We start from the raw sequence: 23,734 nt of genomic DNA, 5'->3' as shown, positions 1-23,734 counted from the left end.
TTTAAATATTATGGGTAACGCCTGCACGTGTGAGGGTTTTAAATGTGCTTGACGAACCAAAAACGTAGACATCATAACTTATACAGTACAATTATTGTACATAATGGTATTTTTTAAATTCAACGTCATTCTGCCGGAATACTGCATAAAAAAAGCCACCTAGGCGGTGGCTCGTTAAGGCTCATACTTAAAAAATCATTAGCGTTTGAAGCCGTTAGTCCGGATCAGTTGCGCGTGGCTGGCGCTTGGCATTCTCATAAGTTTCCAGGCCGCTTTTCAATTCATGGGTCAGCGGGTCATAGTTAGGGCGCAGCTCATCTTTAACCGTACCGCTCCAAAGCCGTGAGCCGACAAAATAGCCCGCCCGACCAATGACATGTGCTGCTACCGGTGCGGTCATCAGGATAAAGACAATCACCGCAAACGAGCGTGCCACTACGCCAACCTCTGAAAAATGCATGGCCGCCGCCAGCATAATTAAAATAACGCCTAATGCCGCTGCCTTGGTGGTTGCATGCATGCGCGTTAACAGATCCGGTAAGCGTAATAAGCCAACCGCTGCCAATAGCATAAACAAAGAACCTGTCAGCAGAAGTGCGCCTTTAATTGCCTCAATCATCGCGTGGCCCTCCGCGTTCCAAAAAGCGTGCAAAACCGATGGCGGCTAAAAAACCCATTAGAGCAATCACAATGGCGGCATCCAGAAAACTGGCAACGCCTGACTGAATTGCATAAACGCCCACCAGCCCGACTACTGTGGTGGAAAACAACTCAAGCGCTACTACGCGATCAGGCAGGCTTGGGCCGCGCACTACGCGCACAAAGGTCAATATAAGCGCCAGCCCCATAATGACCTGACTAATTAACAGAACCGTATGCATTAGCGAAATAACTCCAGGGCTCGATGCTCCATTTCTTTCAAGTTGCGCCGCAGTTCTTCTTCATCATCTAGGAACATGGCATGTATATAGAGCACCTTGCGATCATCGGAGACATCCAAACTCAGCGTTCCAGGGGTTAATGAAATCAGGTTGGCGACCATGGTGATTTCCATTTCCGTGCGTGCAGAGAGGGGCATGGCGATCACCCCCGGCTGCATGTGCCAGGGCGGCGTTACAATATCAAACGCAACGCGCAGGTTAGCCTGCACAAGCTCTTTCATGAAAAATCCCAGAAAGCGGATAATCAGCGGTATGCGCGCCGGATATCCCTTGAGCGCGTTTACCTGCGGCTCAATAAGCACCAGGGCGATATAGCCAAATACCATCCCAACCAGCAGATTCAAGCCGGTAAAATCGCCGCTCAGCAACACCCACGCCAACCCTAGCAGCAGGTTCCAGATAGCACCGGTCATGGAGTACCCTCCCCGCCACTCGTGTCCATTTCGGGTTGAGCATCATCTGCATTCAGCAGTGCCTCTTGGGCATTGGCTGCAACGCCCAGCACCGCCTCAATGTAGCCGTCCGGCTCAAACAGCTGATCACCGATGGTATTCATCACCAGCATGATCGGCTCGGCAAAAATACCAATTAAAAGTGAAAACAACGCCAGCACAACCACCGGCAGGTACATCATCCACAGGCTTGGCTTGATCAAGCGGCCATCGTCGCCGCTTGGCGCGGCGGATACCGGCACAAGATTCTCCTCCGGCAGGCCTTTCCAGAATACCTCATTCCAGATCTTGACCATGGAATAGAGCGTCATCAGACCCACCGCCAATGCAATACCGGTCACCACATACGCTTCGGCCTCAATGCCCGCCCGCACGATCACGAACTTGGCAAAAAAGCCCGAAAGCGGCGGTACCCCGGCAAGTGAAAAGGCTGAGATAAAGAAGGCGACCGCAAGCCAAGGGCGCTCTTTGTAAAGCCCGCCCATCTTCTTCAACTGATAGGTGCCCTGCAGGCGGTGGGTAATCCCGCTAATCAAGAACAGGTTCGTCTTGACCACGATATTATGCATGATGGCAAACACGCCACCGGCAATCGCCAAGGGCGTGTAAAGCGCGAGTCCCAGAATCATATAGCCAATCTGGCTGACAATATGGAAAGAGAGAATACGCCGGAACTCGTACTGCGCCGCAGCCCCCAACACGCCGGTTACCATGGTCAGCACTGCCCCCCAGAGCATGATGTCCTGCAGGTAACCCATGGACTGATCAAATATCAGAGTAAATACACGAAACAGTGCATAGACCCCCACCTTGGTAAGAAGACCGGCAAACAGCGCGGAAACCGCTACGGGCGGCGTATGGTAGGAAGCCGGCAGCCAGAAAAACAGCGGAAACGCGGCCGCCTTGATTCCAAAGGCCACCATGAACATTACTGCCAGCACTTCAACCATACCGGCGTGCTCGACCATATCGATTCGCAGAGCGATATCCGCCATGTTCAGCGTACCCACGGTGCCATATAGCAGACCAACCGCCGAAAGGAAGATAACCGAGGCCAGCAAATTCAGGGTAACGTACTTGATCGCGCCTTCCATCTGCGCCCTTTCGCCACCTAAAATCAGCAGCGCAAAAGACGCCACCAGCATAACCTCGAACCATACGTAAAGGTTGAAGAGGTCACCGGTCAGAAAGGCGCCCGCCACCCCGGCGAGCAACAGGTGCATCAGCGGGTAATAGCCAAACTTTTCATGTCCGTGGCCGGTGGTTGCCAGCGAGTAGATGCCCATGGCCAGACCTATGATACCGGTCATCAGAATCATGACGGCGCTCAGCACATCGGCGATCAGCGTGATCCCGAACGGCGCAGGCCAGCTCCCCATCTGCATGGTGATGTAGCCTTCGGAAAGCGTGGCTGCAAATAACCACACACAGGCGACCAAAAGGGCAAGATTACCGGCAACGGCAAGAAACCGCTGCATGGGACGCGAGCGCCAGAAAAGCAAGGAAACGGCCCCCGAAAGTAGGGGCAAAAGAATGGGAAGAGCAACTTCAGGCCTCACGTATCGGTATCCTTCATCTTGTCCAGATCATCGGCCTTGACCACTTCATAGGCACGGCGAATCAATACGACTGCAAACGCCAGCACCCCAAATGCGATCACGATGGCGGTCAGTACAACCGCCTGGGGCAGCGGATCGGCCACCTCGCCAACAGGCTGTAGCATGCCTTCCGGAATCAACGGAGGCGCGCCCCGCGTCATGCCTGCCGTGGTAAAGATCAGCAGGTTGGCGGCATTGGAAAGCAGCAGCAGTCCAATCACCAGCTTTACGATCGAGCGTCGCAGCATCATAAAGATGGCGGTGGCATACATCACGCCAATCGCTAAAGCCATTAACGGTTCCATGCGCGTACTCCTGTTAACTTATGGCTCATCCTTGTCCACCTCCATCAGCGCCATAACCATGCCGATTACCGACCCCAATACCGACAGATAAACACCGATATCGAAAATTAGCGGCGTCGAAGCCTTGAAATCAATCACCGGAATAGTCCACCACTGGGCCGTCAAGAACGGCTGACCCATGAACCAGGCCGGAACCACGGAAACGATACCCAGCAATAGACCCACGCCAATCAGATCGCGCGGGTCAACCATGCGCAGCACTTCCTTGGTGGCACTAACCCCAAAAGCCAGCAGATACAGCGTGAACGCCCCCGCTGCCACTAGCCCGGCGATAAATCCACCGCCCGGCTCATCGTGCCCTCGGAACAGCAAAAATACCGAGAACATCAGTTGCAAGGGCATTAAAAACCGCGCAGCCGTATTAAGAATGATCGTCCCTGACTTAACCATCGTACGGCTCCTTGATATCTGACTTGCTGCCTTCGACGGCTGTTTTGGGGCTTTCCGGCTCGTGGCGCAGCTTAAGCATGGCGATCACCCCGATAGCAGCCAGGGCCAGTACAAACATTTCGCCCAAGGTATCCAAGGCACGGTAGTCGACCAGAATCACGTTAACGATATTGCGGCCATAGGCGAGCGGCGCGCTATTTTCGATCATGTAGGTAGAAATGGACTCAAACTGATCAATGCTCCAGGCGGTCATGATCAACAGGAAAATCAGAATACCCATTATTGCGGCCACCGAGCCGTCACGGATGCGCTCAAGCGGAGTGGAAAGGTGCGAGAAGCGCGGTAGCCTAAATAGCACCAAGACCAGCAAAATAACCGTGAGCGTTTCGACCAGAAGCTGCGTAATCCCTAGGTCAGGCGCGCTGAAAAGAATAAAGATGAGGGCAATCGAGAACCCCATAATGCCCACGGACACCACAGCGCCCAGGCGCGAGCGGGTAACCGTAGCAAATAGAGCCCCCATCACCATGGTGCCCACTACAATGACCTCGTGGAACCGCACATCAAGATCAAAAGCGAATAAAGGAGAATGGCGCAGCAGAATGGAGTTACCAATCAGGATGATCAGAACCACCAGCATGACCAAGATATAGTTACGCATATAGCCGTTTTGCAGCACGCGCGTTTGCCATTCAGAGAATTGCACCACGCCATTTAATAAGCCTTCATAGCCAGCTTCAGGGCCATAGCGCATGGCAGGTGCCAACAATATAAGCTTGCCTCTTATGTTGTCCCAATACTTGAAGAGCAGTAACCCCAGTCCCAGGCTGATAACTGACATTATTAACGCCCAATTAACGCCGTACCAAAGTGACAGCGCAACGTCTCTGGGCTCTCCTGCCACCGCGCTTGCGGCGGACGCTAAAAGGGAATCAACACCAAACGTCGCGGGCGCCAGGCTAAAGACCAGCGAGCCTACGCTTAGCAACGCAGGCCCCATTAACATACCGAAGGGCGCTTCATGCGGTACTTTTGGAGTTTCATGACGTTTACCATAAAAAGGGCGTAACGCAACAATCGCTGCCACAGCGATGGTTAAAATAGCACTAACAAATGCGAAGACGACCAATAAGCCCTGAAAATCCCCTGCGCCAAGCACCGCTTCAAACTTGAGCTCTTTACCAATAAAGCCAAGTAAAGGCGGCACGCCGGCAAGCGATAATGCCGCCACCAGGGCAATGGTGGCCGTCACCGGCATCAAAGGTCTTAATCCGCCCATGGCGGTAACATCTTTGGTACCGGTTTCGTGATCGAGAATACCCGCCACCATAAACAGCGCACCCTTGTACAAGGAGTGGGCGAGCAGAAAGGTTACAAACGCCGTCATGGCGTACTCAGTACCTATGCCCAGCAGCATGGTCAACGTGCCGAGCGCCATAATGGTTGAGTAAGCCAACAGCTTTTTAATATTAGTATGATGAATGGCCAAGAATGCGCCAACCAGCAGCGTAGTAGCACCCACCACAGAAAGCACGCTGATCCAAAGCGCCGTGCCGCCCAGCTCAGGCTGAAGCCTTGCCATCAGGTAAATACCCGCTTTTACCATGGTAGCGGAGTGCAAATAGGCCGACACCGGTGTCGGTGCCGCCATTGCGTTAGGCAGCCAGAAATGAAACGGAAACTGGGCAGATTTGGTAAAGGCACCCAACAGCAGGCAAATGAGCATCGGCGTATAAAGGGCATGCTCGCGTAAATCGGCTTCCATCCCTCGGATATCGGTCAATGACCATTCACCGCTGGAGACGCCCAGCAATACAAGCCCGGCCATTAGGGCAAGTCCGCCCGCAAACGTGACAAAAAGCCCTTGGCGCGCTGATTTGCGTGCCTGGATATCGGTGTGGTTAAAACCGATCAACAGATAGGATGTAACACTGGTCAGCTCCCAGAAAATAAATAGGGTGACCAAACCATCGGCTAATACCAGCCCCAACATGGAAACCATAAAAGCCAGCAAGGCTATGTGGAATCGCACAATATCCGGGTGGCCTTTTAAATAGCTCCCTGCATAAATAAGCACAAATGTGCCAATAACAGAGATTAATAGGCCGAAGAGTAACGACAACCCATCCAGCATAAAGGTGAGACTGATACCCAGTGAAGGCACCCACTGCCATTCCATTAGCATCGGGCCGTCATTGATTACCGTGGGCGCCTGAGCAAATAACCACGTGGCGATCAGGGCAGGAAAAATGGCTAATACCAGACTCGTACGGTCTGCAAACCAGCGCTGCATTAACGGTGCCAGCGCGGCCAATACAAACCCCATTAAAACGGCGAATTGCATCTAGCGATATCTCCTGGGTAACAGCCCCGCACGAGGCGGGTACTATGGGCGTACGGGTCCTCTCACGGCGAGCAGATGACGTTATCCCTGTCTTCTACTCGTAACCACTTCTGATGCATTTAAAACGTAAAGGCCCCTGACTTTTTACTCGCCATAAGTACTTTTTTGATCGCGTTAAACGTCAAATACAAGTGATCATAAAGTCGTAGACTCTATAACAGACAGCAGCGAGTTGCCAGACAACCTTTAAGCGAAATCAAATAGATAGCGTGCTTATTGTTATGTTTTTCCGCTCTGTTCAATCACTTACTCAGGCAACGGAAGCCATCCCAAAAGCTCGTTATTAATCACGCTAAGCAAAGCGTCTATATGATCATCCCGGTCATTTAAACAAGGGATATAGCTAAACGTTTCCCCACCGGCGGCCATAAAGCTGTCGCGGATTTCTTCCTGAATTTCTTCAAGCGTTTCAACACAATCAGCAGAGAAGGCGGGCGATAAAATAGCGATATGTTTATGACCCTGTTTAGCCAGCGTAGCGACATGTTCAACAGTCGGCGGACCCACCCACTTTTCCACCCCAAACTGCGACTGAAACGCGGTATCCACTTCCTCTTTGCTAAAACCCAGCGCTTCGCGCAGTAGCCGCGTGGTTTTCTGGCAGTGGCAGTGGTAAGGGTCCCCTTCCATTAAATAACGCTTGGGAACCCCGTGGTAACTCGCCACCAACTTGGTAGGCCGCGTTTTGAGTTGGGCATACATATCGGTGACGGAATTGGCCAAGGCCTGTATATAGACAGGGCGATCAAAATAGGCAGGCACGGTGCGAATAGCCGGCTGCCATTTCATCTTCATCAAAGTGCGAAACGCCTGATCGTTGGCGGTAGCCGTCGTCGGCGAGCCATACTGAGGGTAGAGCGGGAAGAAAACGATACGCTCACAACCCTTCTCTTTCATGCGGTTCAACACACTTTTAGTGGAAGGATTGCCGTAGCGCATACAGAAATCGACTTCGACACTGTCGCCATAAAGCGTTTTTAAACGTTCGGTCAGTTTCACCGTTTGAGCCCGGGTAATGGTGAGCAATGGGCTTTCGTTTTGCTCATTGTTCCAAATACTTTTATACGCTTTACCCGAAGAAAAGGGGCGTTTGGTTAAAATGATCAGTTGCAGCAGCGGCTGCCATTTCCAATCAGGATAATCCACCACCCGCTTATCCGAGAGGAACTCACTCAGATAACGCCGTATTGACCAATAATCAGTGGCATCAGGCGTTCCCAGGTTAGCCACCACTACGCCCACCTTTGCGCGAGGTACGCCAGGATGATCACCTGAGGCATGCGCCAGGCGCCCCTCTCCCGGCTGGTCGATTACAACGCTCTCGGTCATTACGCTTACTCCCGGAAAACTACGGTTGAATAGTCAAAATCTTACCATTTTTCGGCAAAGTTGCGGCATAAAGTTATACTATCAACGCTATTTGTATAATCCCCGACTAATTCGTGTCTATCGTTTTACACCGCAGCTAATACTCTTCCATGGACGACACACCAGAAGCGCTTCTACCTATCGTTTAGTGCAAGGTTATCTAAAGAGGTTTTAATGAGCGATGTTCAACTGTTTAACACTGCGCCGCCTGTCACGCTCTATTACGATGGTCAATGCCCGTTTTGTCGAATAGAGGTTGAGTGGCTAAACAAGCATCCGAATCGCAAACACATTCGGTTGATAGATATTCGAAAGGTGGATTTTGATGCCGCTGAAACGGGCTATTCGTTCGACACCCTAATGGGGCAGCTACATGTCCGGGATAACGAGGGAAACTGGTATGTGGGCATGGATGCCAGCCGGGCCCTGTATGCAACGCTAGGCTACCGGCGGCTGGTAAAACTTTCTTGCTTACCGGGCCTGCGAGGCGTAATGAATGCAGGCTACCGTTTCTTTGCCCGTCGCCGAATAAGGCTTGGGCAGTGGTGGGAAAAACATTACAGCAAACGTGACAACGAGCGTTACAACTAATATTACAACTACAACTACTGTTAATGAGGGCTAATTCGACAGACAATCTCTGCGACTTAGCGTTTTTTTAGAAAACCAGCGGCATACGTGCTGTTAACGGCTCACTGTAATGCGCGTCTCTGCCGATCATCTCGTCCTGCGGCACATGCTGAACCAGATACGCACGATGAATGCCGGCGCGCTTTAGCTCCAGATATACATCGTCTAACGAGCGAAACAGCATTGGCTTACCACGCTGGGTGAGCATGTGCCGTTCACCTTCTACATCTTCGAGCTCAAGTTGATAAAAACGACTACCTGAATGCGTAATGACGCGAATTTCAAAGTTATCGTGGCTTTCGACGAACTGTTTAAGCGCGATCAGTTCCATGGTTCCCTCCTATTATTGGATACAACAATAGGGCACAGCATGACTGGGCCCTATTACATTCCTGTTACCTTTACCTTGGCACCTATTGGCTAAGACGGCAACTTTTCAGGAGAGTTTCAGACTATTCGCGTAATTAGATACTTGAGTTACTGGTACTCTGAGGGATCAATCGCCTTACCTAGCGAATTGCGGTCAATCCAGTTACCCGCTTTGGTTTCTTTGTAGCGAAACACCACTTTATCGCCTACCGCCACTGGCAAATCGGCATCTTCTGTTTGGTAACTATACTTTTGCCCCTCTACCACCAGGTAATAGCGATAAAGGTCAGGCATCCCCAGCCACTCTTTAAAGGGGCCCTCTTTCTCCAACTCCTGAAGCTCGCCACGTCCTTCAAGTTTAGGAAGACGCTGACGATTACCACGCCGAAAACCACCTGCCATGTGTTACTCCCGTTCTGTGTGTTGCTGTGTTCTGTGTTCGATAAGAGCTGGCTTCCGCCCTGCCCCACACTAATCGCCGAAAGCCTCACCATAGCTATCGGGGGCCAAATCTTCAAAGCGGGTATATTTACCAATAAATGCCATATGTACCGCGCCGATAGGACCGTTACGCTGTTTACCGATGATCAGCTCAGCAATACCCTGGTTATCCGGGTTATCTGGGTTATATACCTCATCACGATAGACGAAGGCAATAACGTCGGCATCCTGCTCGATGGCGCCTGATTCCCGCAGATCCGACATTACCGGACGCTTGTTGGGACGCTGCTCCAACGAGCGGTTAAGCTGGGAAAGTGCCACCACCGGGCAGTTAAACTCTTTCGCCAAGCCCTTGAGCGAGCGCGAAATTTCCGAAATCTCACCGGTACGGTTTTCAGAAAACCCGGGGATCTGCATCAACTGAAGGTAATCGATCATGACCAACGCCATATTGCCATGCTCGCGCACAATACGGCGCAACCGCGAGCGCATTTCGTTGGGCGAGAGCGCGGCTGTATCATCAATAAATAGCTGTTTGTCTTTAAGCAGGTTGACCGCCGATGTTAGCCGCGGCCAATCCTCATCCTCCAGCTGGCCGGAGCGTACACGCGTCTGGTTAATACGCCCAAGCGAGGACAGCATCCTAAGCATTAGCGATTCCGCAGGCATCTCCATGGAAAACACCATGACCGGCTTGTCGCTGGCAATCACGGCGTGCTCCACTAGGTTCATCGCGAACGTAGTTTTACCCATTGACGGACGCCCGGCAATAATCACCAAGTCGGACGGCTGCAACCCCGAGGTCATTTCATCCAAGTCGCGGAAACCGGTCGAAAGCCCGGTCATTTCGCCTTTAAGGTTGAACAGCTCATCGATACGGTCAACCGCTTTGGTCAAAAGCTCACTCATGCCGATAGGCCCGCCCGTTTTAGGGCGCTCCTCGGCAATCTGAAAGACTAACCGTTCCGCTTCGTTGAGCAGCTCATCGGCAGGCCGCCCTTGAGGCGAAAAAGCACTTTCAGCGATCTGGTTCGCCGCACGAATCAGCTTTCTAAGCGTCGCCCGCTCTCGCACGATATCCGCATAGGCACGAATATTACTTGCCGAAGGCGTATTACGGGCAAGCTCTGCCAGAAACGCCAGGCCGCCGACGGTATCCAGATGATCACGCGCTTCCAATGCTTCAGACAGCGTAATGACGTCAAGCGGCTGCCCAGATTCAGCCAGATGAATCATCACGTTAAACACCAGCCGGTGCTCATAGCGATAGAAATCATCGGTTACCAGGCGCTCAGAGACATTGTCCCAAGCCTGGTTATCCAGCATTAGCCCGCCCAACACCGACTGCTCCGCCTCCAGCGAATGCGGCGGCAGCTTTAGTGCTGCCGTTTCCTGATCAGCAGAAGGCTGGTCCATCGCGAGCTCCTTTCAACAGTGCAGCATAGCCAATAAAGGCCACTATTTTAATCGGACAAACCGTTAACAACCACCGTCAGGTCGTTGCATTAAGTGTTATTGCTAAGCAGCCAACGTTACTTGAAATCACCTTGCTGCTTAGCAATAACCTCTTATAAACAATCCGCTTATAAATAACTCGCATAAATAACCTGCACATAAATTACCAGCATATAAATAACAAAGGGCGCGGGAAATCCCGCGCCCTTTGTGGCGTTAATAGCGGTAGCAGGTATTACTCTGCGACAACTACCACGCGAACAACGGCGTCCACTTCTGCATGCAGGTGGAGGGCGATGTCGTATTCGCCAGTTTGACGAATCGGGCCTTGCGGCATACGTACTTCGCTCTTGGCAACATCGATGCCAGCAGAGGAAATAGCGTCGGCCAGATCACGCGGACCGATAGAACCAAACAGCTTGCCTTCGTCGCCAGCTTTAGACACCAGCGAAAGCTCGATGTCGTTTAGCTGTTCAGCGCGCGCCTGGGCTTCTGCCTTGCGCTCAGCGGCTTGAGCTTCAAGCTCAGCACGTTGTACTTCAAACGCTTCAACGTTTTCTTTGGTGGCCGGTACGGCTAAACCGTAAGGCACCAAGTAGTTACGACCATAACCAGGCTTAACAGTGACCTTGTCACCCAGGCCGCCCAGCTTACCAATGTTGTCGAGCAGAATGACTTCCATCTCGTAAACCTCTTGTCAGTTGCCGCGGGCAAGGCGTGCGCGAATGTTCGCGAATGTATCAATCAGCCCCAACAGCAGCACAATGAGAATCATGGGCCAGGTCGTGATCAGCAGCACATAAAATGCCACCAGCCACAGCCCGTTCATCCCCTTTAATCCGATATAACCATGCACTAACGCAATGCCAGCAACTAATAGCGGAATCCAGCCAAGCACCGCCAACGCATGCGCCCCCAGCATCATGCCAACCACACCGAGCACCGCTACTACGGCGAGCTCTTTGGGCGTGAGTCGAAATGCATGAAACTCTTCACGAAACCCGCCCGGGTTATATAACCCCGCCTGCCAGCTTCGTGCCAGGGCCAAACATGCGATAGCTACGACCAAAACCACGAGACCCGTAACACCACCTACCACAATGGAGGCAAGCATTTGGGTATCGTACCCTTGGCTAGCCAACTCTGTGAGCATGCGATCAACGTCCGAGGAGCCTTGTCGCAGTTGCTCAAGCATTAGCTCCATACCGCCAGGCGGGCTAAAGATGCCGAACTGCACCATTGCTGCCGCCACTAACGTGCCTGCAAGCAATGCTTCACTCCAACGCATCCTTTCACGCAGAATCGACGCCATTAGCGTTACCAGCAATACGCTGGTAAGCGGAATAACGTCGCCCTGCGCCCACCAAAAACCTGCCGGTAGCGCAGCGGCGATGATGACCGGCAGTGCAGGCGCGAAGCCTTTACGCAGGGTCACTAACGCCGCAATGGCTGCACCTAACCAGAACAACCAAGGCACTAGCGTTGCTAACGCTGCCCCGCCTGCGGCGTAAGGCAGCCCTCGCATTAGCCATCTTGCCAGTGCCAGCATCACGTTAAACGCTTACTGGTGGCTATCGGAGTAGGGCAGCAGCGCCAGGTAGCGCGAACGCTTGATAGCAGTCGCCAGCTGACGCTGGTAGCGTGCTTTAGTGCCGGTGATACGGCTCGGAACAATCTTGCCAGTTTCGGTGATGTAAGCCTTCAGGGTGTCGAGATCTTTGTAATCGATCTGCTTGACGCCTTCAGCAGTGAAGCGGCAAAACTTACGGCGACGGAAAAAACGTGCCATGGATTAGCTCCTTAAAACGTGCAGTGGATAGAATCAGGCAGTTTCGACTTCTGAATCAGAGTCGGCATCAGCGCGCGGCTTGTCTTCGCGACGCGGACGCTTCTCTTCTGCCGGTTTCATCATCGGGGAAGCTTCAGTGATCGCTTCCTTGCAGCGTACAACCAGGCTGCGGATGATGGCATCGTTGAAGCGGAAGATGTTCTCGATTTCTTCGAGAGTCTCACCAGTACATTCAACGTTCATCAGCACGTAGTGGGCTTTGTGGATTTTGTTGATCGGGTAAGCCAGGTGACGACGGCCCCAATCTTCCAAGCGATGCACGGTACCAGCATTTTCAGTAACGATGCTGGTGTAGCGCTCGACCATGGCCGGCACCTGCTCGCTCTGATCCGGGTGGACCATAAATACGATTTCATAATGACGCATAGGATCTCCTTGCGGTTTGACAGCTTCCGGTGTGTGTACCCGCAGTAAGCGAAGAACGACGACAGGGAAGCAAGGAGTTAACTGAAATGCATCCAACTTACCGCTAGCGGCAGCCAAGGCATTAGCAGAACTACTGTTTAAAAACCTGTGCCCGCCTGTAGACAAACGGGCGCAGGTATTCTAGTGGGCAAGCGGCTAACTTGCAAGCTGACGTTGGCGTACCGCTTCAAACAAACAGATGCCCGTAGCCACTGAGACGTTCAGGCTTGAAACCTGCCCTGCCATGGGCAGCTTAGCCAGGTTGTCGCACGCCTCACGAGTTAAGCGCCGCATTCCCTTCCCTTCTGCTCCCATCACGAGCGCAGTAGGTCCGGTCATATCGATAGCATAGATGCTGGCATCGGCCTCCCCGGCCGTACCGGTAATCCACACGCCTGCGTCTTTTAGCTTGGCAAGCGTGCGCGACAGATTGGTTACCTGATAAACCGGCACGACTTCAGCCGCGCCACAGGCTACTTTGCGCACCGTGGCATTGAGCGGCGCCGCTTTATCTTTAGCCACAATCACGCCGTGTGCCCCAGCCGCATCGGCACTGCGCAAACAGGCACCAAAGTTGTGAACATCGGTCACGCCATCGAGCACCAGCAGTAGCGGCGGCGTTTCAGCCTTCCAGGCGCGCAGCTTTAACCACAAAGACTCTTCACCTTCAGGCGTTAGCGGCGGACAAAATGCCACTACCCCCTGGTGAGCGGCCCCTTGAGTTAGCTGGTCCAACAAGTCGCGAGGCTGTTCTTTAATGCGTGCACCGCGCGCTTGCGCCTGCTCTACCACTTCGGCCAAACGGCTGCCTGCGCCCTGCTGCACCCAAAGCTCACGTGGCGTTTCACCGCGCTCTAACAAGCTTTGCAGAGCATGTACGCCATACACCTGGTCCAGCCCATCAGGCGTGCGCACTGTAGAGCGAGCCGTAGTACGAGCCATAGTGCGCGGGCCACGTCGAGACGACGCTGACTTCATGCTCAACCTCTCTTCGGCGATGACTGACGCGTACGCCGTGGGCCGCGACGCGTGGATGGCTTATCTTTCGGCTTATCTTTCTTAGGTGCCGCATCGCCCTTGGGCGCAGCCACTTCATTAGTATCGCCACTGCGGCGCTTACGCGGCTGACGACGTGGACGAGGCTTATCGTCGGTCAAGCTGAAATCAATCTTGCGATCATCCATATCAACGCGGGCAACCTGCACGGTTAAACCGTCGCCCAGTCGATACGTAGTGCCCGTCCGCTCACCTTTAAGGCGATGTTTTTCGGCCTCGTAGTGGTAGTAGTCTGACGGCAGCGACGTCACGTGGACCAGGCCTTCAACATAAAACGCGTCCAGACGCACAAACAGACCAAACTGGGTAACCGATGCAATCGTTCCTTCAAAGGTTTCGCCCAGCTTATCAGACATAAACTCACACTTGAGCCAGCCCTCGACATCGCGCGTGGCCTCATCGGCACGACGCTCGGTCATCGAGCAGTGCTCGCCAAGCTCGAGCATTTGCTCAAACGTGTACGGGCACCACTTGCTCGGCGGCTCGACCGGCGCACCTTCAACGCGCACCACGGTGTTGGTCTGACGCGGACCACGGATCACAGAGCGTATCGCGCGGTGAACCAACAGGTCAGGGTAACGGCGGATCGGCGAGGTAAAGTGGGCATAAGCCTGGTACGCCAGCCCGAAGTGACCTTCGTTCTGCGGCGAGTAAACGGCCTGGTTCATGGAACGCAGCATGACCGTCTGAATAATATCGGCGTCGGGACGATCCTTGATCACCTCACGTAGCGCCTGATAATCCTGCGGCGTAGGCAGATCGCCACCACCGACAGAAAGCCCCAGCTCGTTCAAGAACAGGCGCAGTTTGTCCAGCCGTTCCGGCGTCGGTCGCTCGTGTATCCGGTACAGCGCGGGTAGGTCGTGCTTGTCCAAGAAGCGCGCGGTCGCTACGTTAGCCGCCAGCATGCACTCCTCGATGACCTTGTGCGCATCGTTACGGCTGCGCGGCACGATCTTGTCGATTTTGCGCTCTTCGTTAAAGATAATTGCCGTTTCGGTGGTATCGAAATCAATCGCCCCACGCTCATTACGCGCTTCACGCAACAGGTGGTAAAGCTCGTGAAGGTCATTTAACGGTTTGACCAGCGCTTTGTGCTCTTCACGCAGAGCAGCGCCGTCTTCGCTTTCGTTATCAAGCATCGCCGCCACCTTATTATAGGTGAGACGCGCGTGAGAATTCATAACCGCTTCATAGAAAGAGTAGCGGCTGATCGCGCCGGTCTTGGAGATATTCATCTCACAAACCATGACTAGGCGATCTACATGCGGATTCAGTGAGCAGAGGCCGTTGGATAAAAGCTCCGGCAGCATCGGCACAACCTGCCCCGGAAAATACACCGAGTTGCCTCGTATGCGCGCTTCATTGTCCAACGCTGTACCCGGACGTACATAGTGTGAGACGTCAGCGATCGCGACTAACAGCTTCCAGCTACCCGATTTCGTTTTCCACGCGCACACGGCGTCATCGAAATCTTTGGCGGATTCATCATCGATCGTCACCAGCGGAATATCCCGCAGATCAACGCGATGCTGCTTATCTTCTTCCAGCACTTCAGCGGAAATACCGCTGGTTTGATCCAGCACTTCAGGCGGAAATTCAGCCGGGATATCGTAACTGCGAATCGCAATATCGATTTCCATACCCGGGTCCATACGCTCGCCCAGCACCTCAATCACTTCACCTACAGGCTGTACGCGGGTAGCCGGCTGCTGAACAATTCTGGCCGAAATTACCTGGCCATCCTTTGCTCCAGCACTGGCGCTGTGCGGAATGATGATTTCCTGGGTGATGCGCGGGTTTTCAGGAATCAATATGCCAAACTCAGGCGTATTGCTCCGGTACACCCCGACGATAGTTTGCGTATTGCGGGCAATCACTTCAGCAATAGTCGCTTCATCGCGTCCACGCCGGTCGGTGCCACTAACGCGCGCCAGAACGTGGTCGCCGTGGAACACGCGACGCATTTGGCGTGGCGGCAACAGCAGGTCAGGCTTTTTGCCATCATCACGGATAAGAAAGCCGAAGCCGTCCCGGTGACCCAGGACATTGCCCTTGATCAGATCAAGCTTATCAATCAACGCATACGCACCGCGACGGTCACGCAGCACTTGGCCGTCACGCTCCATGGCCGCCATGCGGCGGCGAACAGCTTCAAGGTGATCTTCATCCTCGATGCCCAGCATACGGCTCATGTTTTCATGAGTAATCGGCTTGCCGTAGGCTTCAAGCGCAGCTAACAAATATTCACGGCTAGGTGCCGGATTATCATATTTTTGCGCCTCGCGCTCAGCGTGCGGATCATCACTCAACGTCCAATACTTCATGCGATCGACATCCTTAATGGCGTTTGCGGGAGGCGGACAAAAAAAGCAGCAGACATCAGCTGCATGCGAGGGGTTTCAGCGATTGTCAGGCTGAAAAAATTAACGTTATGTTTGGTCATACCCGCAGTATAGCGCTGCATGATCCATGACCCAACCACCTTGAGCAGCAATTATGCTATTTACACTATAAAATTAGCTTACTGGTCTTGCATTTAATCGCGACCCGCGTATTATACGCGCCACTTGCCCAGATGGCGGAATTGGTAGACGCGCTAGCTTCAGGTGCTAGTGTCCGTATGGACGTGGAGGTTCAAGTCCTCTTCTGGGCACCATACTTTGTTATGTTAGTGTTTTCATAACCGGCATAACCGAGCAGGCAAGTGAGTAAGACATTTGTGTTCGCCCAGGTGGCGGAATTGGTAGACGCGCTAGCTTCAGGTGCTAGTGTCTGTATGGACGTGGAGGTTCAAGTCCTCTCCTGGGCACCATACGAACACAAGTGGATGTGCTATAAGTAATACATGATGCGCCCAGGTGGCGGAATTGGTAGACGCGCTAGCTTCAGGTGCTAGTGTCCGTATGGACGTGGAGGTTCAAGTCCTCTCCTGGGCACCACTCGATGGTTCCCGTCCGCATCATTCTCTCTTTTTCTCCCTCAGCTTGTTCTCCCCCCTACTTGTTCTCTCCCTATGTTTTTTATTTATGTGCATACTTAACGTATTGGCACTGACCACGCTCGGCTTACCGTCTGAATATTAATGACACTTTACAGCTGTAGCGGGAGAAAGATCTAAAACTTAAGATCTTACTCCCGGTCATACGCTATTGCTTCTTTATTCAAGCTTACTGAAACCGCCCTGGGCGCCGGACTATCTCTTCTAACGCCCACCCTTGGGTATGCAGCTCACCTTCCAGTACAGCTTCTATCTCCGGCGCTAAGTCCGGAAAAAAGTTAAGCCCCGTACGCGTCTCTATTTCATCAATCGTCACCAGATAACCATCCAGCGGCTCATTGCCACGCACGTCCTGCGGCATAATAAACGCCAACGCCAACGGTGCTTCGTTATGTGGAGCAACGATAATTTTATAGAACGCCTCAGGCACTTCGACAAAGCCTACCCGGTTAAACACGTTATCCATAAAGTGCTCGGGAAAGATGGGGCCGGTAATAACCTGCAAACGGTCAAAGCGCGGTGCGAAGTGATCCATGACAGACTCTTCCAGACGCTGCCAGAGCTGACGATTGAGATTAGGTCGCTGCGGCGTCATGTTGCTCATTAAAAACGTATCTGTTTGAGCCTCACGCCCATGCACCGCCGCTATCGCGTAGTTGGGCGCCATATGCCCACGGTCATAGCCACTGCCTGAATAGCTATCCGTTTTAACTGGCCAAAGCGTTCGCCAATCGGCCTGAAAATTCGGCCGAGGGCCAATGCTCGTATCGTCATCAACGGCCGTTAGCTGATAGCTTACCCATAGCGGGTTGACACGCACATCGGACCACCCTACTAAGTAGCCGTTATTACTCAGTACGCGGTGAAACGTTGTAAATTGAAAGCCATCCCAGGTCGGCACACCCATCCAGGTATACTCATCCTGATACTGGCGCTCCTGAAACTCCCATAAGCCAGCCCCGGCGACAACAAACAGCACGGCAACGCCCAAACGTCGGCCTTGACGACGCAAGTGCAGAAGTGATCTTCCCAAGCTCCCCTACTCCCTACTCTTTAATTTTTCTATTCGCCTCGCCATTTAGCGCAACGATGACCGCAGCCAGCGCTCAAGGGCGTCATTCTTATAACGTCGGCATATGCAAAAGGGCATGCGCCGACCAAGGTGTGTCGACGCTTAAGCCCTCGCGAGTAAAGCCTCAACACACCCTAAATGTTATAAAGCGCTTAGTATCTGGTTACCAGCCCAGTGAAAACATGGTTTCCAGGTCATGGCGTGAGTGTACCTGCATGGCATTGAGCGTCTCTGTATCGCTAATGCCTTCAACTTCATTAAGGCGCTCGGTAACAAGCTCAGCGAGGCTTTCAAAATCCCGGGTGCGGGCAATCGCCACAAGATCGTAACGCCCGCAGGTCGAGTACACTTCGCTGATGCCTTCCACGTCCGCCAAACGCTCAGCCACTGCTTTGACCTGGCCTTTTTCGGTATTAATTAAAATAACTGCGTTTTGCATGGCGTCCTCACTAAGAATGTAAGTGATACGAAAAAGAGAGTGGAGTATAACAGGCCTAATGTAATCCGCAGCTCGGGCGGGCTATTCGACGAGTCGCGTATGACGTTACCATTGGCTAGCATGGCAGGGATAATCTCGCGGTAATAGCTGTCATAGGGAGGCTCAGCTAAAAAAGCTAACAAGAGGTGGCTTATCACCCGTTCCCCGTGACCTATTTGTGAGTGTGATCTACAGGAGAAATCATGGCTAACCAGAGCCGTCGTCATTTTATACGTAGCAGTGTGTTGGGTTTGATAAGCCTACCCTTGGGTATCGGTATTCTATCGAAAACGGCATTTGCTCAGACATTGCCGCGTCTTGACCCTTCCGCGCCCAGCGCCCAAGCGCTGAATTATGTCGAAGATGCCAGCAATGCCAGCGATCATCCCGCTTATGAAGCCGGTGAGCGTTGTGATAACTGCATGTTCTACACCGCCGACACCCAGGGCTGCCAACTTTTCCCTGAACATAGCGTTGCCCCAGGCGGCTGGTGTCAATCCTGGGTCGCTCAAGGCTAACGAACGCACCTGGAAATAACATAAGAACTGACTTAACAACGATGGATAGCTTAAGCACAGCCCTGCCCAATGCAGGGCTTGGTACCCATTAAGGTTTGTCTTTGCTTTCCTCTTCTACCGGCCAACGATAGCGATGCGTTACGCGCCCTTCGTCCATGGAAATCAATCGTACAGGAAAACCCCAAAGCTCATGCAAATGCCGGATTACAGGGTAAACGCTGCGACCGAGCGGGCGGCGGCTATCCTGTATATGGTGCAGCGTTAAGGAGCGATCACCCCGAATAGCCGCCTCAACCACCTGAATATTTGGCTCTTTGACTGACAGCGCATACTGAGAGGAAAGCGCGTCACGTACCCGGCGATAGCCCTGCTCGTTGTGAATAGCACCAACGACAAGCGTCTCGGCCTGGTCATCATCCACAATTAAAAACAGCTTAAGATCGCGCATTACTTTGGGGGATAAATACTGCTGAATAAACGATTCATCTTTGAAATTGCACATGGCAAATTCAAGCGTGCTTCGCCAGGGCGTACCGGCAATATCCGGAAACCACTGCCGGTCCTCCTCCGTCGGCGCCTCACAGATCCGTTTGATATCCATAAAAATGGCAAACCCCAACGCGTAGGGGTTAATCCCGTTGTAATAGGGGCTATCAAAATCGGGCTGGTTAATCACCGCCGCATGGGACTGCAAGAACTCCAGCATTAATCCTTCATCAACATCGCCCTCGTCATACAGGCGGTTCATCAGCGTGTAATGCCAGAAGCACGCCCAGCCCTCATTCATTACCTGGGTTTGGCGCTGGGGGTAAAAATACTGCGCTAGCTTGCGCACAATGCGCACCATCTCACGCTGCCAGGGAGCCAGTAGCGGCGCGTTTTTTTCAATAAAATACAGCAGGTTTTCCTGAGGTTCCGGCGGATAATTTCCACCGCTATGTAACCCCAGAGGGTCATCATCGCTATGCAGGCTACCGGGTAGCGGCGTTGCATTGCCGGGCAGTTCAGGAATCGTGCGCCACAGCATATTCACCTGCGTCTGCAGGTAGGCCTCGCGCTCATCCTGGCGCTTGGCTTCCTCTTCTGCGGAGATAGGCGAAGGACGCTTATAGCGGTCAACGCCGTAGTTTTGCAGCGCATGGCACGCATCCAACAGTTGCTCAACGGCATGCACGCCATGGCGCTCTTCGCACTGGGCAATGTATTGCCGTGCAAATACCAAGTAGTCAACGATAGACTCGGCATCGGTCCAGGTACGAAACAGGTAATTACCCTTGAAGAAGGAGTTATGCCCGTAGCACGCATGGGCCATCACCAACACCTGCATCATTAAGGTATTTTCTTCCATCAAGTAGGCGATACAGGGGTTGGAATTGATTACAAGCTCATAGGCCAGGCCCATCTGGCCACGCTTATAGGCCTGCTCGACGGCCAGGAACTGTTTACCAAACGACCAATGGTGATAGCCCACCGGCATGCCCACACTGGCGTAGGCATCCATCATTTGCTCAGTGGTAATCACTTCAATTTGATTGGGATAGGTGTTCAGACGGTACTCATCGGCAAGCGCGGCGAGCTTATCGTTAAAGCGCTCCAAGTCGTTGAAGTTCCAGTCAGAACCCGTCGCTATTGGCTTTTGGGACGCACTCATGGCGCACTCCTCAATACGCGGTTAACGCGCCTGATTTAAGCGGCGTTTAAACAGCTCACGAAACACGGGATAAATATCGCCGGCTCCGACAATTTGTTGCATCGCAAAGCGCTCTGGAAAGTGTTCCGCTACGCTCTGATACTCATGCCAAAGAGATTGATGGTCATGGGGGGTGATCTCCACATAGGCGTAGTACTGCAACTGCGGCATCAATTGTTTAATCAGCAAATCGCGGCAGGTATTGGAGTCATCGTCCCAATTATCTCCATCAGAGGCCTGCGCCACGTAAAGATTCCACTTCTCGGCAGGATAACGCGCCTGGATAATTTTATTCACCAGCGTCAGCGCGCTTGAGACAATCGTGCCTCCCGTTTCACGGGAATAGAAGAACTCCTCCTCGCTGACCTCTCTTGCGGCGGTATGGTGGCGCACAAACACCAGCTCCACTCTTTCATAATGTTTTTCCAGAAACAGGTACAGCAACAGGAAAAAGCGCTTGGCGATGTCTTTATGGTTTTGCGTCATTGAGCCGGATACGTCCATGACACAAAACATCACCGCCTGGCTTGAAGGTTGCGGTTGAGCGCTTAACTGGTGATAACGCAAATCGTAGGTATCAATAAACGGCACGGCCTCAATGCGCTTCTCCAAGCGCTCGATCTCGGCTTTCAGCTCGACAATACGCGCCGGATTACGCAGCACGGTGTCTTTACGTTCTTCTTCCTCCAAAGCTTGCTGGGCCTCTTTTAGTGCCCGTTTGATCGGTGCCCGCATGGCAATACGCCGTGCATAGGCTTCACGCATGGAGCGGGTAATACTGATACGCGCGGGCACGCCATCCCGGGAAAGCCCAGCACGCACCATTTTGATTTCTTCCAGCGATTTAAGCGGCTTGCGCTGTAAATGGGGAAGCTCCAAACCATCAAAGACAAACTCTAAAAACTCTTCCCGGCTAAGCGTAAACGCAAATTCGTCATCCCCCTCGCCCTGATTGGAAGCACTACCTTCACCAGCGCCGCCCCCGCCACCCTGCCCGCCAGGGCGACGAATTTTATCGCCTGGCAAAAACTCTTTATTACCCGGCGCGACAATATTGCGCGCCCCGCCAGGGCCATGCTGAAACACCGGCTCAGAGATATCCTTGGCTGGAATAGAGATTTTTTCACCACGCTCCATATCCGTAATCGAGCGCCGGTTAACCGCTTCCTCAACCGAGCGCTTGATATGCTTGCGATAGCGCTCCAAAAAGCGCTGCCGGTTAACCGCGCTTTTATGCTTTGCATTCGGCCTTCGATCAATAAAGTAGGTCATACGACCTCCCTAACCGCCAAGAGTCTTTGCTACTACTGAGACTTGCGTACGCGTAGATACCACTCGGAAAGCAAGCGTACCTGTTTCTCGGTATAGCCACGCTCGACCATGCGCTCTACAAAGTCTTCATGCTTATTCTGATCCGATTTAGACGCTTTGGCGTTAAACGAGATCACTGGCAGAAGCTCTTCGGTATTGGCAAACATCTTATGCTCAATCACGCCTTTGAGCTTCTCATAGGACTGCCAGCTAGGGTTCATGCCGTTATTCTGGGCACGCGCACGCAGTACAAAGTTGACCACTTCATGCCGGAAGTCTTTAGGGTTGGAGATACCCGCGGGCTTCTCGATTTTTTCAAGCTCTTCGTTGAGCGACTGACGGTTTAGCAGCTCGCCGGTTTCAGGGTCGCGGTACTCCTGATCCTGAATCCAGAAATCAGCGTAAGTGACATAGCGGTCAAAAATGTTCTGACCGTATTCACTATAGGATTCAAGGTAGGCCGTTTGAATCTCTTTACCGATAAACTCCACGTAGCGCGGCGCCAAAAACTCTTTAATAAAGCCCAGGTAGCGTTCGAACACTTCCGAGGGCAGTTGTTCGCGTTCAAGCGCTTGCTCAAGCACGTACAGCAGGTGTACCGGGTTGGCTGAGACTTCGGTACCGTCGAAGTTGAATACCTTTGAGAGAATCTTGAAGGCAAACCGGGTGGAAAGCCCCTGCATGCCTTCATCTACACCGGCGGCATCACGGTATTCCTGAATCGACTTGGCACGCGGGTCGGTATCCTTGAGGTTTTCACCGTCATAGACGCGCATTTTAGAGTAAATGCTCGAGTTCTCCGGCACTTTCAAGCGTGAGAGCACCGAGAACTGGGCCAGCATGCGCAGGGTATCCGGCGCACACGGGGCGGCATTGAGTGAAGAGTCTTCAAGGAGTTTCTGGTAGATCTTGATCTCTTCGGACACCCGCAGGCAGTAAGGCACCTTGACGATATATACCCGGTCTAAAAACGCCTCGTTGTTGCGGTTGTTACGAAACGCCTGCCATTCGGATTCATTGGAGTGGGCCAGAATCACGCCGTCAAACGGGATGGCGCCCATGCCTTCCGTCGGGTTGTAGTTGCCTTCCTGAGTCGCCGTTAACAGCGGATGAAGCACCTTGATCGGCGCTTTAAACATTTCAACGAACTCCATCAGCCCCTGGTTGGCGCGGCAAAGCCCGCCCGAGAAGCTGTAGGCGTCCGGATCATCCTGGGAATAAAGCTCAAGCTGGCGGATATCGACCTTACCTACCAAAGAAGAGATATCCTGGTTGTTCTCATCGCCCGGCTCCGTTTTAGAAATGGCAATTTGATGCAGCCGAGAGGGGTAAAGACGTACAACGCGGAATTGGGAAATATCCCCGCCGTACTCTTTTAAACGCTTGGCCGCCCATGGCGACATCACGCTTTTGAGATAGCGCGGTGCAATCCCATACTCTTTTTCAAGCAGCTCGCCGTCCTCTTCAGGCGAAAACAGTCCAAGCGGCGATTCATAAACCGGCGAGCCCTTAATAGCGTAAAAAGGGATGCGCTCCATCAGCAGTTTCAACCGTTCAGCAAGCGATGACTTACCGCCACCGACAGGCCCCAGCAGATAGAGAATCTGCTTGCGCTCTTCAAGCCCTTGGGCTGCATGACGGAAGTAGGCCACGATCTGCTCAATGGCGTCCTCCATACCGTGAAATTCCGCAAATACCGGATAGCGGCGTATCACTTTATTGGAAAAGATACGTGATAGACGGGGGTCTTTGGCGGTATCGATAACGCTAGGTTCGCCAATGGCTTCCAGCATGCGCTCGGAAGCGCTGGCATAGACCTTAGGGTCACGACGACACAGCGCCAGGTACTCTTCCAGGCTCATGTCTTCTTGCTGAACGCGGGCAAAACGGTCTTGAACGTGATCAAAGATGCTCATGGAACTCTCCTATGGCCATCCCCGG

24 protein-coding genes and 3 tRNA genes are annotated in these 23,734 nt (G+C 52.9%); 5 read left to right on the top strand and 22 right to left on the bottom strand.

The window, feature by feature from the left end; genetic code table 11:
* Positions 1-214: 214 nt before the first annotated feature.
* From mnhG to hemH, 8 genes are all read right to left on the bottom strand, one after another.
* Positions 215-619 (bottom strand): monovalent cation/H(+) antiporter subunit G, encoded by a 405-nt coding sequence (mnhG, locus tag INT33_RS08570; RefSeq protein WP_018918599.1) that lies wholly within the window; start codon positions 617-619, stop codon positions 215-217.
* Positions 612-881 carry a monovalent cation/H+ antiporter complex subunit F gene (locus INT33_RS08565; RefSeq protein ID WP_193091643.1) on the bottom strand — a complete coding sequence of 90 codons (270 nt, stop codon included), beginning with the start codon at positions 879-881 and terminating at the stop codon, positions 612-614. Before INT33_RS08565 ends, mnhG begins: the two co-directional genes overlap by 8 nt.
* Positions 881-1,354, bottom strand: coding sequence for a Na+/H+ antiporter subunit E (locus INT33_RS08560; RefSeq protein WP_192539171.1), 474 nt, complete (start codon positions 1,352-1,354; stop codon positions 881-883). The genes INT33_RS08565 and INT33_RS08560 overlap by 1 nt, the downstream gene beginning before the upstream one ends.
* Positions 1,351-2,952 carry a Na+/H+ antiporter subunit D gene (locus tag INT33_RS08555; RefSeq protein WP_193091642.1) on the bottom strand — a complete coding sequence of 534 codons (1,602 nt, stop codon included), beginning with the start codon at positions 2,950-2,952 and terminating at the stop codon, positions 1,351-1,353. Before INT33_RS08555 ends, INT33_RS08560 begins: the two co-directional genes overlap by 4 nt.
* The gene (locus INT33_RS08550) at positions 2,949-3,296 is read right to left on the bottom strand and encodes a Na+/H+ antiporter subunit C (protein ID WP_018918603.1); all 348 of its coding nucleotides are present in this window, start codon (positions 3,294-3,296) and stop codon (positions 2,949-2,951) included. Before INT33_RS08550 ends, INT33_RS08555 begins: the two co-directional genes overlap by 4 nt.
* 18 nt (positions 3,297-3,314) lie before the next feature.
* Positions 3,315-3,746, bottom strand: a complete 432-nt coding sequence (locus INT33_RS08545; RefSeq protein WP_018918604.1) for a Na+/H+ antiporter subunit B — start codon at positions 3,744-3,746, stop codon at positions 3,315-3,317.
* On the bottom strand, positions 3,739-6,090 hold the full coding sequence (locus INT33_RS08540; RefSeq protein ID WP_192539169.1) for a putative monovalent cation/H+ antiporter subunit A: 2,352 nt from the start codon (positions 6,088-6,090) through the stop codon (positions 3,739-3,741). The genes INT33_RS08545 and INT33_RS08540 overlap by 8 nt, the downstream gene beginning before the upstream one ends.
* Positions 6,091-6,396: 306 nt before the next feature.
* Positions 6,397-7,479, bottom strand: coding sequence for a ferrochelatase (hemH, locus tag INT33_RS08535; protein WP_192539168.1), 1,083 nt, complete (start codon positions 7,477-7,479; stop codon positions 6,397-6,399).
* Positions 7,480-7,692: 213 nt separating this feature from the next.
* Between hemH and INT33_RS08530 the strand changes: the two genes are divergently transcribed.
* Positions 7,693-8,109 carry a thiol-disulfide oxidoreductase DCC family protein gene (locus INT33_RS08530; protein WP_192539167.1) on the top strand — a complete coding sequence of 139 codons (417 nt, stop codon included), beginning with the start codon at positions 7,693-7,695 and terminating at the stop codon, positions 8,107-8,109.
* A gap of 67 nt (positions 8,110-8,176) precedes the next feature.
* Here INT33_RS08530 and INT33_RS08525 read toward each other — a convergent pair whose 3' ends face one another.
* The 9 genes from INT33_RS08525 to rnr form a co-directional block, all read right to left on the bottom strand.
* Positions 8,177-8,479 (bottom strand): DUF6482 family protein, encoded by a 303-nt coding sequence (locus tag INT33_RS08525; RefSeq protein ID WP_192539166.1) that lies wholly within the window; start codon positions 8,477-8,479, stop codon positions 8,177-8,179.
* Positions 8,480-8,625: 146 nt separating this feature from the next.
* Complete coding sequence (locus INT33_RS08520) at positions 8,626-8,919, bottom strand: hypothetical protein (RefSeq protein ID WP_018918609.1); 294 nt, start codon at positions 8,917-8,919, stop codon at positions 8,626-8,628.
* A gap of 69 nt (positions 8,920-8,988) precedes the next feature.
* Complete coding sequence (gene dnaB / locus INT33_RS08515; protein ID WP_192539165.1) at positions 8,989-10,374, bottom strand: replicative DNA helicase; 1,386 nt, start codon at positions 10,372-10,374, stop codon at positions 8,989-8,991.
* Positions 10,375-10,648: 274 nt separating this feature from the next.
* On the bottom strand, positions 10,649-11,095 hold the full coding sequence (gene rplI, locus INT33_RS08510; RefSeq protein WP_018918611.1) for a 50S ribosomal protein L9: 447 nt from the start codon (positions 11,093-11,095) through the stop codon (positions 10,649-10,651).
* Positions 11,096-11,110: 15 nt separating this feature from the next.
* Positions 11,111-11,962, bottom strand: a complete 852-nt coding sequence (locus INT33_RS08505) for a hypothetical protein (RefSeq protein ID WP_193091655.1) — start codon at positions 11,960-11,962, stop codon at positions 11,111-11,113.
* A 12-nt stretch (positions 11,963-11,974) separates the two neighbouring features.
* A complete protein-coding gene (gene rpsR / locus INT33_RS08500) occupies positions 11,975-12,202 on the bottom strand; it encodes a 30S ribosomal protein S18 (protein ID WP_009097135.1) in 228 nt (75 codons plus the stop codon).
* A 33-nt stretch (positions 12,203-12,235) separates the two neighbouring features.
* On the bottom strand, positions 12,236-12,628 hold the full coding sequence (gene rpsF, locus INT33_RS08495) for a 30S ribosomal protein S6 (protein WP_193091641.1): 393 nt from the start codon (positions 12,626-12,628) through the stop codon (positions 12,236-12,238).
* A gap of 195 nt (positions 12,629-12,823) precedes the next feature.
* The gene (gene rlmB / locus INT33_RS08490; protein ID WP_192539164.1) at positions 12,824-13,645 is read right to left on the bottom strand and encodes a 23S rRNA (guanosine(2251)-2'-O)-methyltransferase RlmB; all 822 of its coding nucleotides are present in this window, start codon (positions 13,643-13,645) and stop codon (positions 12,824-12,826) included.
* 2 nt (positions 13,646-13,647) lie between these two features.
* Positions 13,648-16,050 (bottom strand): ribonuclease R, encoded by a 2,403-nt coding sequence (gene rnr, locus INT33_RS08485; protein ID WP_193091640.1) that lies wholly within the window; start codon positions 16,048-16,050, stop codon positions 13,648-13,650.
* Positions 16,051-16,295: 245 nt separating this feature from the next.
* Here rnr and INT33_RS08480 point away from each other — a divergent pair.
* The 3 genes from INT33_RS08480 to INT33_RS08470 all read left to right on the top strand — a co-directional run bounded on the left by INT33_RS08480 (position 16,296) and on the right by INT33_RS08470 (position 16,665).
* Positions 16,296-16,382 (top strand) — tRNA-Leu (locus INT33_RS08480).
* Positions 16,383-16,451: 69 nt separating this feature from the next.
* Positions 16,452-16,538: transfer RNA gene (locus tag INT33_RS08475), tRNA-Leu, on the top strand.
* Between the two features lie 40 nt (positions 16,539-16,578).
* Positions 16,579-16,665: transfer RNA gene (locus INT33_RS08470), tRNA-Leu, on the top strand.
* 228 nt (positions 16,666-16,893) lie between these two features.
* On the opposite strand, the gene INT33_RS08465 is transcribed toward INT33_RS08470, so the two are convergent.
* Positions 16,894-17,757, bottom strand: coding sequence for a DNA/RNA non-specific endonuclease (locus tag INT33_RS08465; protein WP_193091639.1), 864 nt, complete (start codon positions 17,755-17,757; stop codon positions 16,894-16,896).
* A 202-nt stretch (positions 17,758-17,959) separates the two neighbouring features.
* On the bottom strand, positions 17,960-18,235 hold the full coding sequence (locus tag INT33_RS08460; RefSeq protein ID WP_018918618.1) for an Lrp/AsnC family transcriptional regulator: 276 nt from the start codon (positions 18,233-18,235) through the stop codon (positions 17,960-17,962).
* Between the two features lie 242 nt (positions 18,236-18,477).
* Between INT33_RS08460 and INT33_RS08455 the strand changes: the two genes are divergently transcribed.
* The gene (locus tag INT33_RS08455; RefSeq protein ID WP_193091638.1) at positions 18,478-18,792 is read left to right on the top strand and encodes a high-potential iron-sulfur protein; all 315 of its coding nucleotides are present in this window, start codon (positions 18,478-18,480) and stop codon (positions 18,790-18,792) included.
* 88 nt (positions 18,793-18,880) lie between these two features.
* Here the strand turns inward: INT33_RS08455 and INT33_RS08450 are convergent, their stop codons facing one another.
* From INT33_RS08450 to INT33_RS08440, 3 genes are read right to left on the bottom strand one after another with little or no spacing between them, the layout of a single operon-like run.
* Positions 18,881-20,443 (bottom strand): SpoVR family protein, encoded by a 1,563-nt coding sequence (locus tag INT33_RS08450; RefSeq protein WP_193091637.1) that lies wholly within the window; start codon positions 20,441-20,443, stop codon positions 18,881-18,883.
* A gap of 21 nt (positions 20,444-20,464) precedes the next feature.
* Complete coding sequence (locus INT33_RS08445; RefSeq protein ID WP_193091636.1) at positions 20,465-21,754, bottom strand: YeaH/YhbH family protein; 1,290 nt, start codon at positions 21,752-21,754, stop codon at positions 20,465-20,467.
* 32 nt (positions 21,755-21,786) lie between these two features.
* Positions 21,787-23,709 (bottom strand): PrkA family serine protein kinase, encoded by a 1,923-nt coding sequence (locus INT33_RS08440; protein WP_193091635.1) that lies wholly within the window; start codon positions 23,707-23,709, stop codon positions 21,787-21,789.
* Positions 23,710-23,734 lie beyond the last annotated feature (25 nt).

The organism is Halomonas colorata (assembly GCF_014897985.1).
Lineage (GTDB): Bacteria > Pseudomonadota > Gammaproteobacteria > Pseudomonadales > Halomonadaceae > Vreelandella > Vreelandella colorata.
Note: the sequence above shows the minus strand (reverse complement) of the source record. Positions and strands in the feature narration are given on the sequence as shown.

What these genes read in the sequence shown, in the direction of transcription:
- INT33_RS08565 (WP_193091643.1), bottom strand. Translation starts at nt 881, where the DNA reads ATGCATACGGTTCTGTTAATTAGTCAGGTCATTATGGGGCTGGCGCTT.
- INT33_RS08460 (WP_018918618.1), bottom strand. Translation starts at nt 18,235, where the DNA reads ATGCAAAACGCAGTTATTTTAATTAATACCGAAAAAGGCCAGGTCAAA.
- INT33_RS08560 (WP_192539171.1), bottom strand. Translation starts at nt 1,354, where the DNA reads ATGACCGGTGCTATCTGGAACCTGCTGCTAGGGTTGGCGTGGGTGTTG.
- INT33_RS08455 (WP_193091638.1), top strand. Translation starts at nt 18,478, where the DNA reads ATGGCTAACCAGAGCCGTCGTCATTTTATACGTAGCAGTGTGTTGGGT.
- mnhG (WP_018918599.1), bottom strand. Translation starts at nt 619, where the DNA reads ATGATTGAGGCAATTAAAGGCGCACTTCTGCTGACAGGTTCTTTGTTT.
- INT33_RS08550 (WP_018918603.1), bottom strand. Translation starts at nt 3,296, where the DNA reads ATGGAACCGTTAATGGCTTTAGCGATTGGCGTGATGTATGCCACCGCC.
- hemH (WP_192539168.1), bottom strand. Translation starts at nt 7,479, where the DNA reads ATGACCGAGAGCGTTGTAATCGACCAGCCGGGAGAGGGGCGCCTGGCG.
- rpsR (WP_009097135.1), bottom strand. Translation starts at nt 12,202, where the DNA reads ATGGCACGTTTTTTCCGTCGCCGTAAGTTTTGCCGCTTCACTGCTGAA.
- INT33_RS08545 (WP_018918604.1), bottom strand. Translation starts at nt 3,746, where the DNA reads ATGGTTAAGTCAGGGACGATCATTCTTAATACGGCTGCGCGGTTTTTA.
- INT33_RS08445 (WP_193091636.1), bottom strand. Translation starts at nt 21,754, where the DNA reads ATGACCTACTTTATTGATCGAAGGCCGAATGCAAAGCATAAAAGCGCG.
- INT33_RS08530 (WP_192539167.1), top strand. Translation starts at nt 7,693, where the DNA reads ATGAGCGATGTTCAACTGTTTAACACTGCGCCGCCTGTCACGCTCTAT.
- rnr (WP_193091640.1), bottom strand. Translation starts at nt 16,050, where the DNA reads ATGAAGTATTGGACGTTGAGTGATGATCCGCACGCTGAGCGCGAGGCG.
- INT33_RS08450 (WP_193091637.1), bottom strand. Translation starts at nt 20,443, where the DNA reads ATGAGTGCGTCCCAAAAGCCAATAGCGACGGGTTCTGACTGGAACTTC.
- INT33_RS08540 (WP_192539169.1), bottom strand. Translation starts at nt 6,090, where the DNA reads ATGCAATTCGCCGTTTTAATGGGGTTTGTATTGGCCGCGCTGGCACCG.
- INT33_RS08505 (WP_193091655.1), bottom strand. Translation starts at nt 11,962, where the DNA reads ATGCTGGCACTGGCAAGATGGCTAATGCGAGGGCTGCCTTACGCCGCA.
- INT33_RS08440 (WP_193091635.1), bottom strand. Translation starts at nt 23,709, where the DNA reads ATGAGCATCTTTGATCACGTTCAAGACCGTTTTGCCCGCGTTCAGCAA.
- dnaB (WP_192539165.1), bottom strand. Translation starts at nt 10,374, where the DNA reads ATGGACCAGCCTTCTGCTGATCAGGAAACGGCAGCACTAAAGCTGCCG.
- rlmB (WP_192539164.1), bottom strand. Translation starts at nt 13,645, where the DNA reads ATGAAGTCAGCGTCGTCTCGACGTGGCCCGCGCACTATGGCTCGTACT.
- INT33_RS08520 (WP_018918609.1), bottom strand. Translation starts at nt 8,919, where the DNA reads ATGGCAGGTGGTTTTCGGCGTGGTAATCGTCAGCGTCTTCCTAAACTT.
- rplI (WP_018918611.1), bottom strand. Translation starts at nt 11,095, where the DNA reads ATGGAAGTCATTCTGCTCGACAACATTGGTAAGCTGGGCGGCCTGGGT.
- INT33_RS08525 (WP_192539166.1), bottom strand. Translation starts at nt 8,479, where the DNA reads ATGGAACTGATCGCGCTTAAACAGTTCGTCGAAAGCCACGATAACTTT.
- rpsF (WP_193091641.1), bottom strand. Translation starts at nt 12,628, where the DNA reads ATGCGTCATTATGAAATCGTATTTATGGTCCACCCGGATCAGAGCGAG.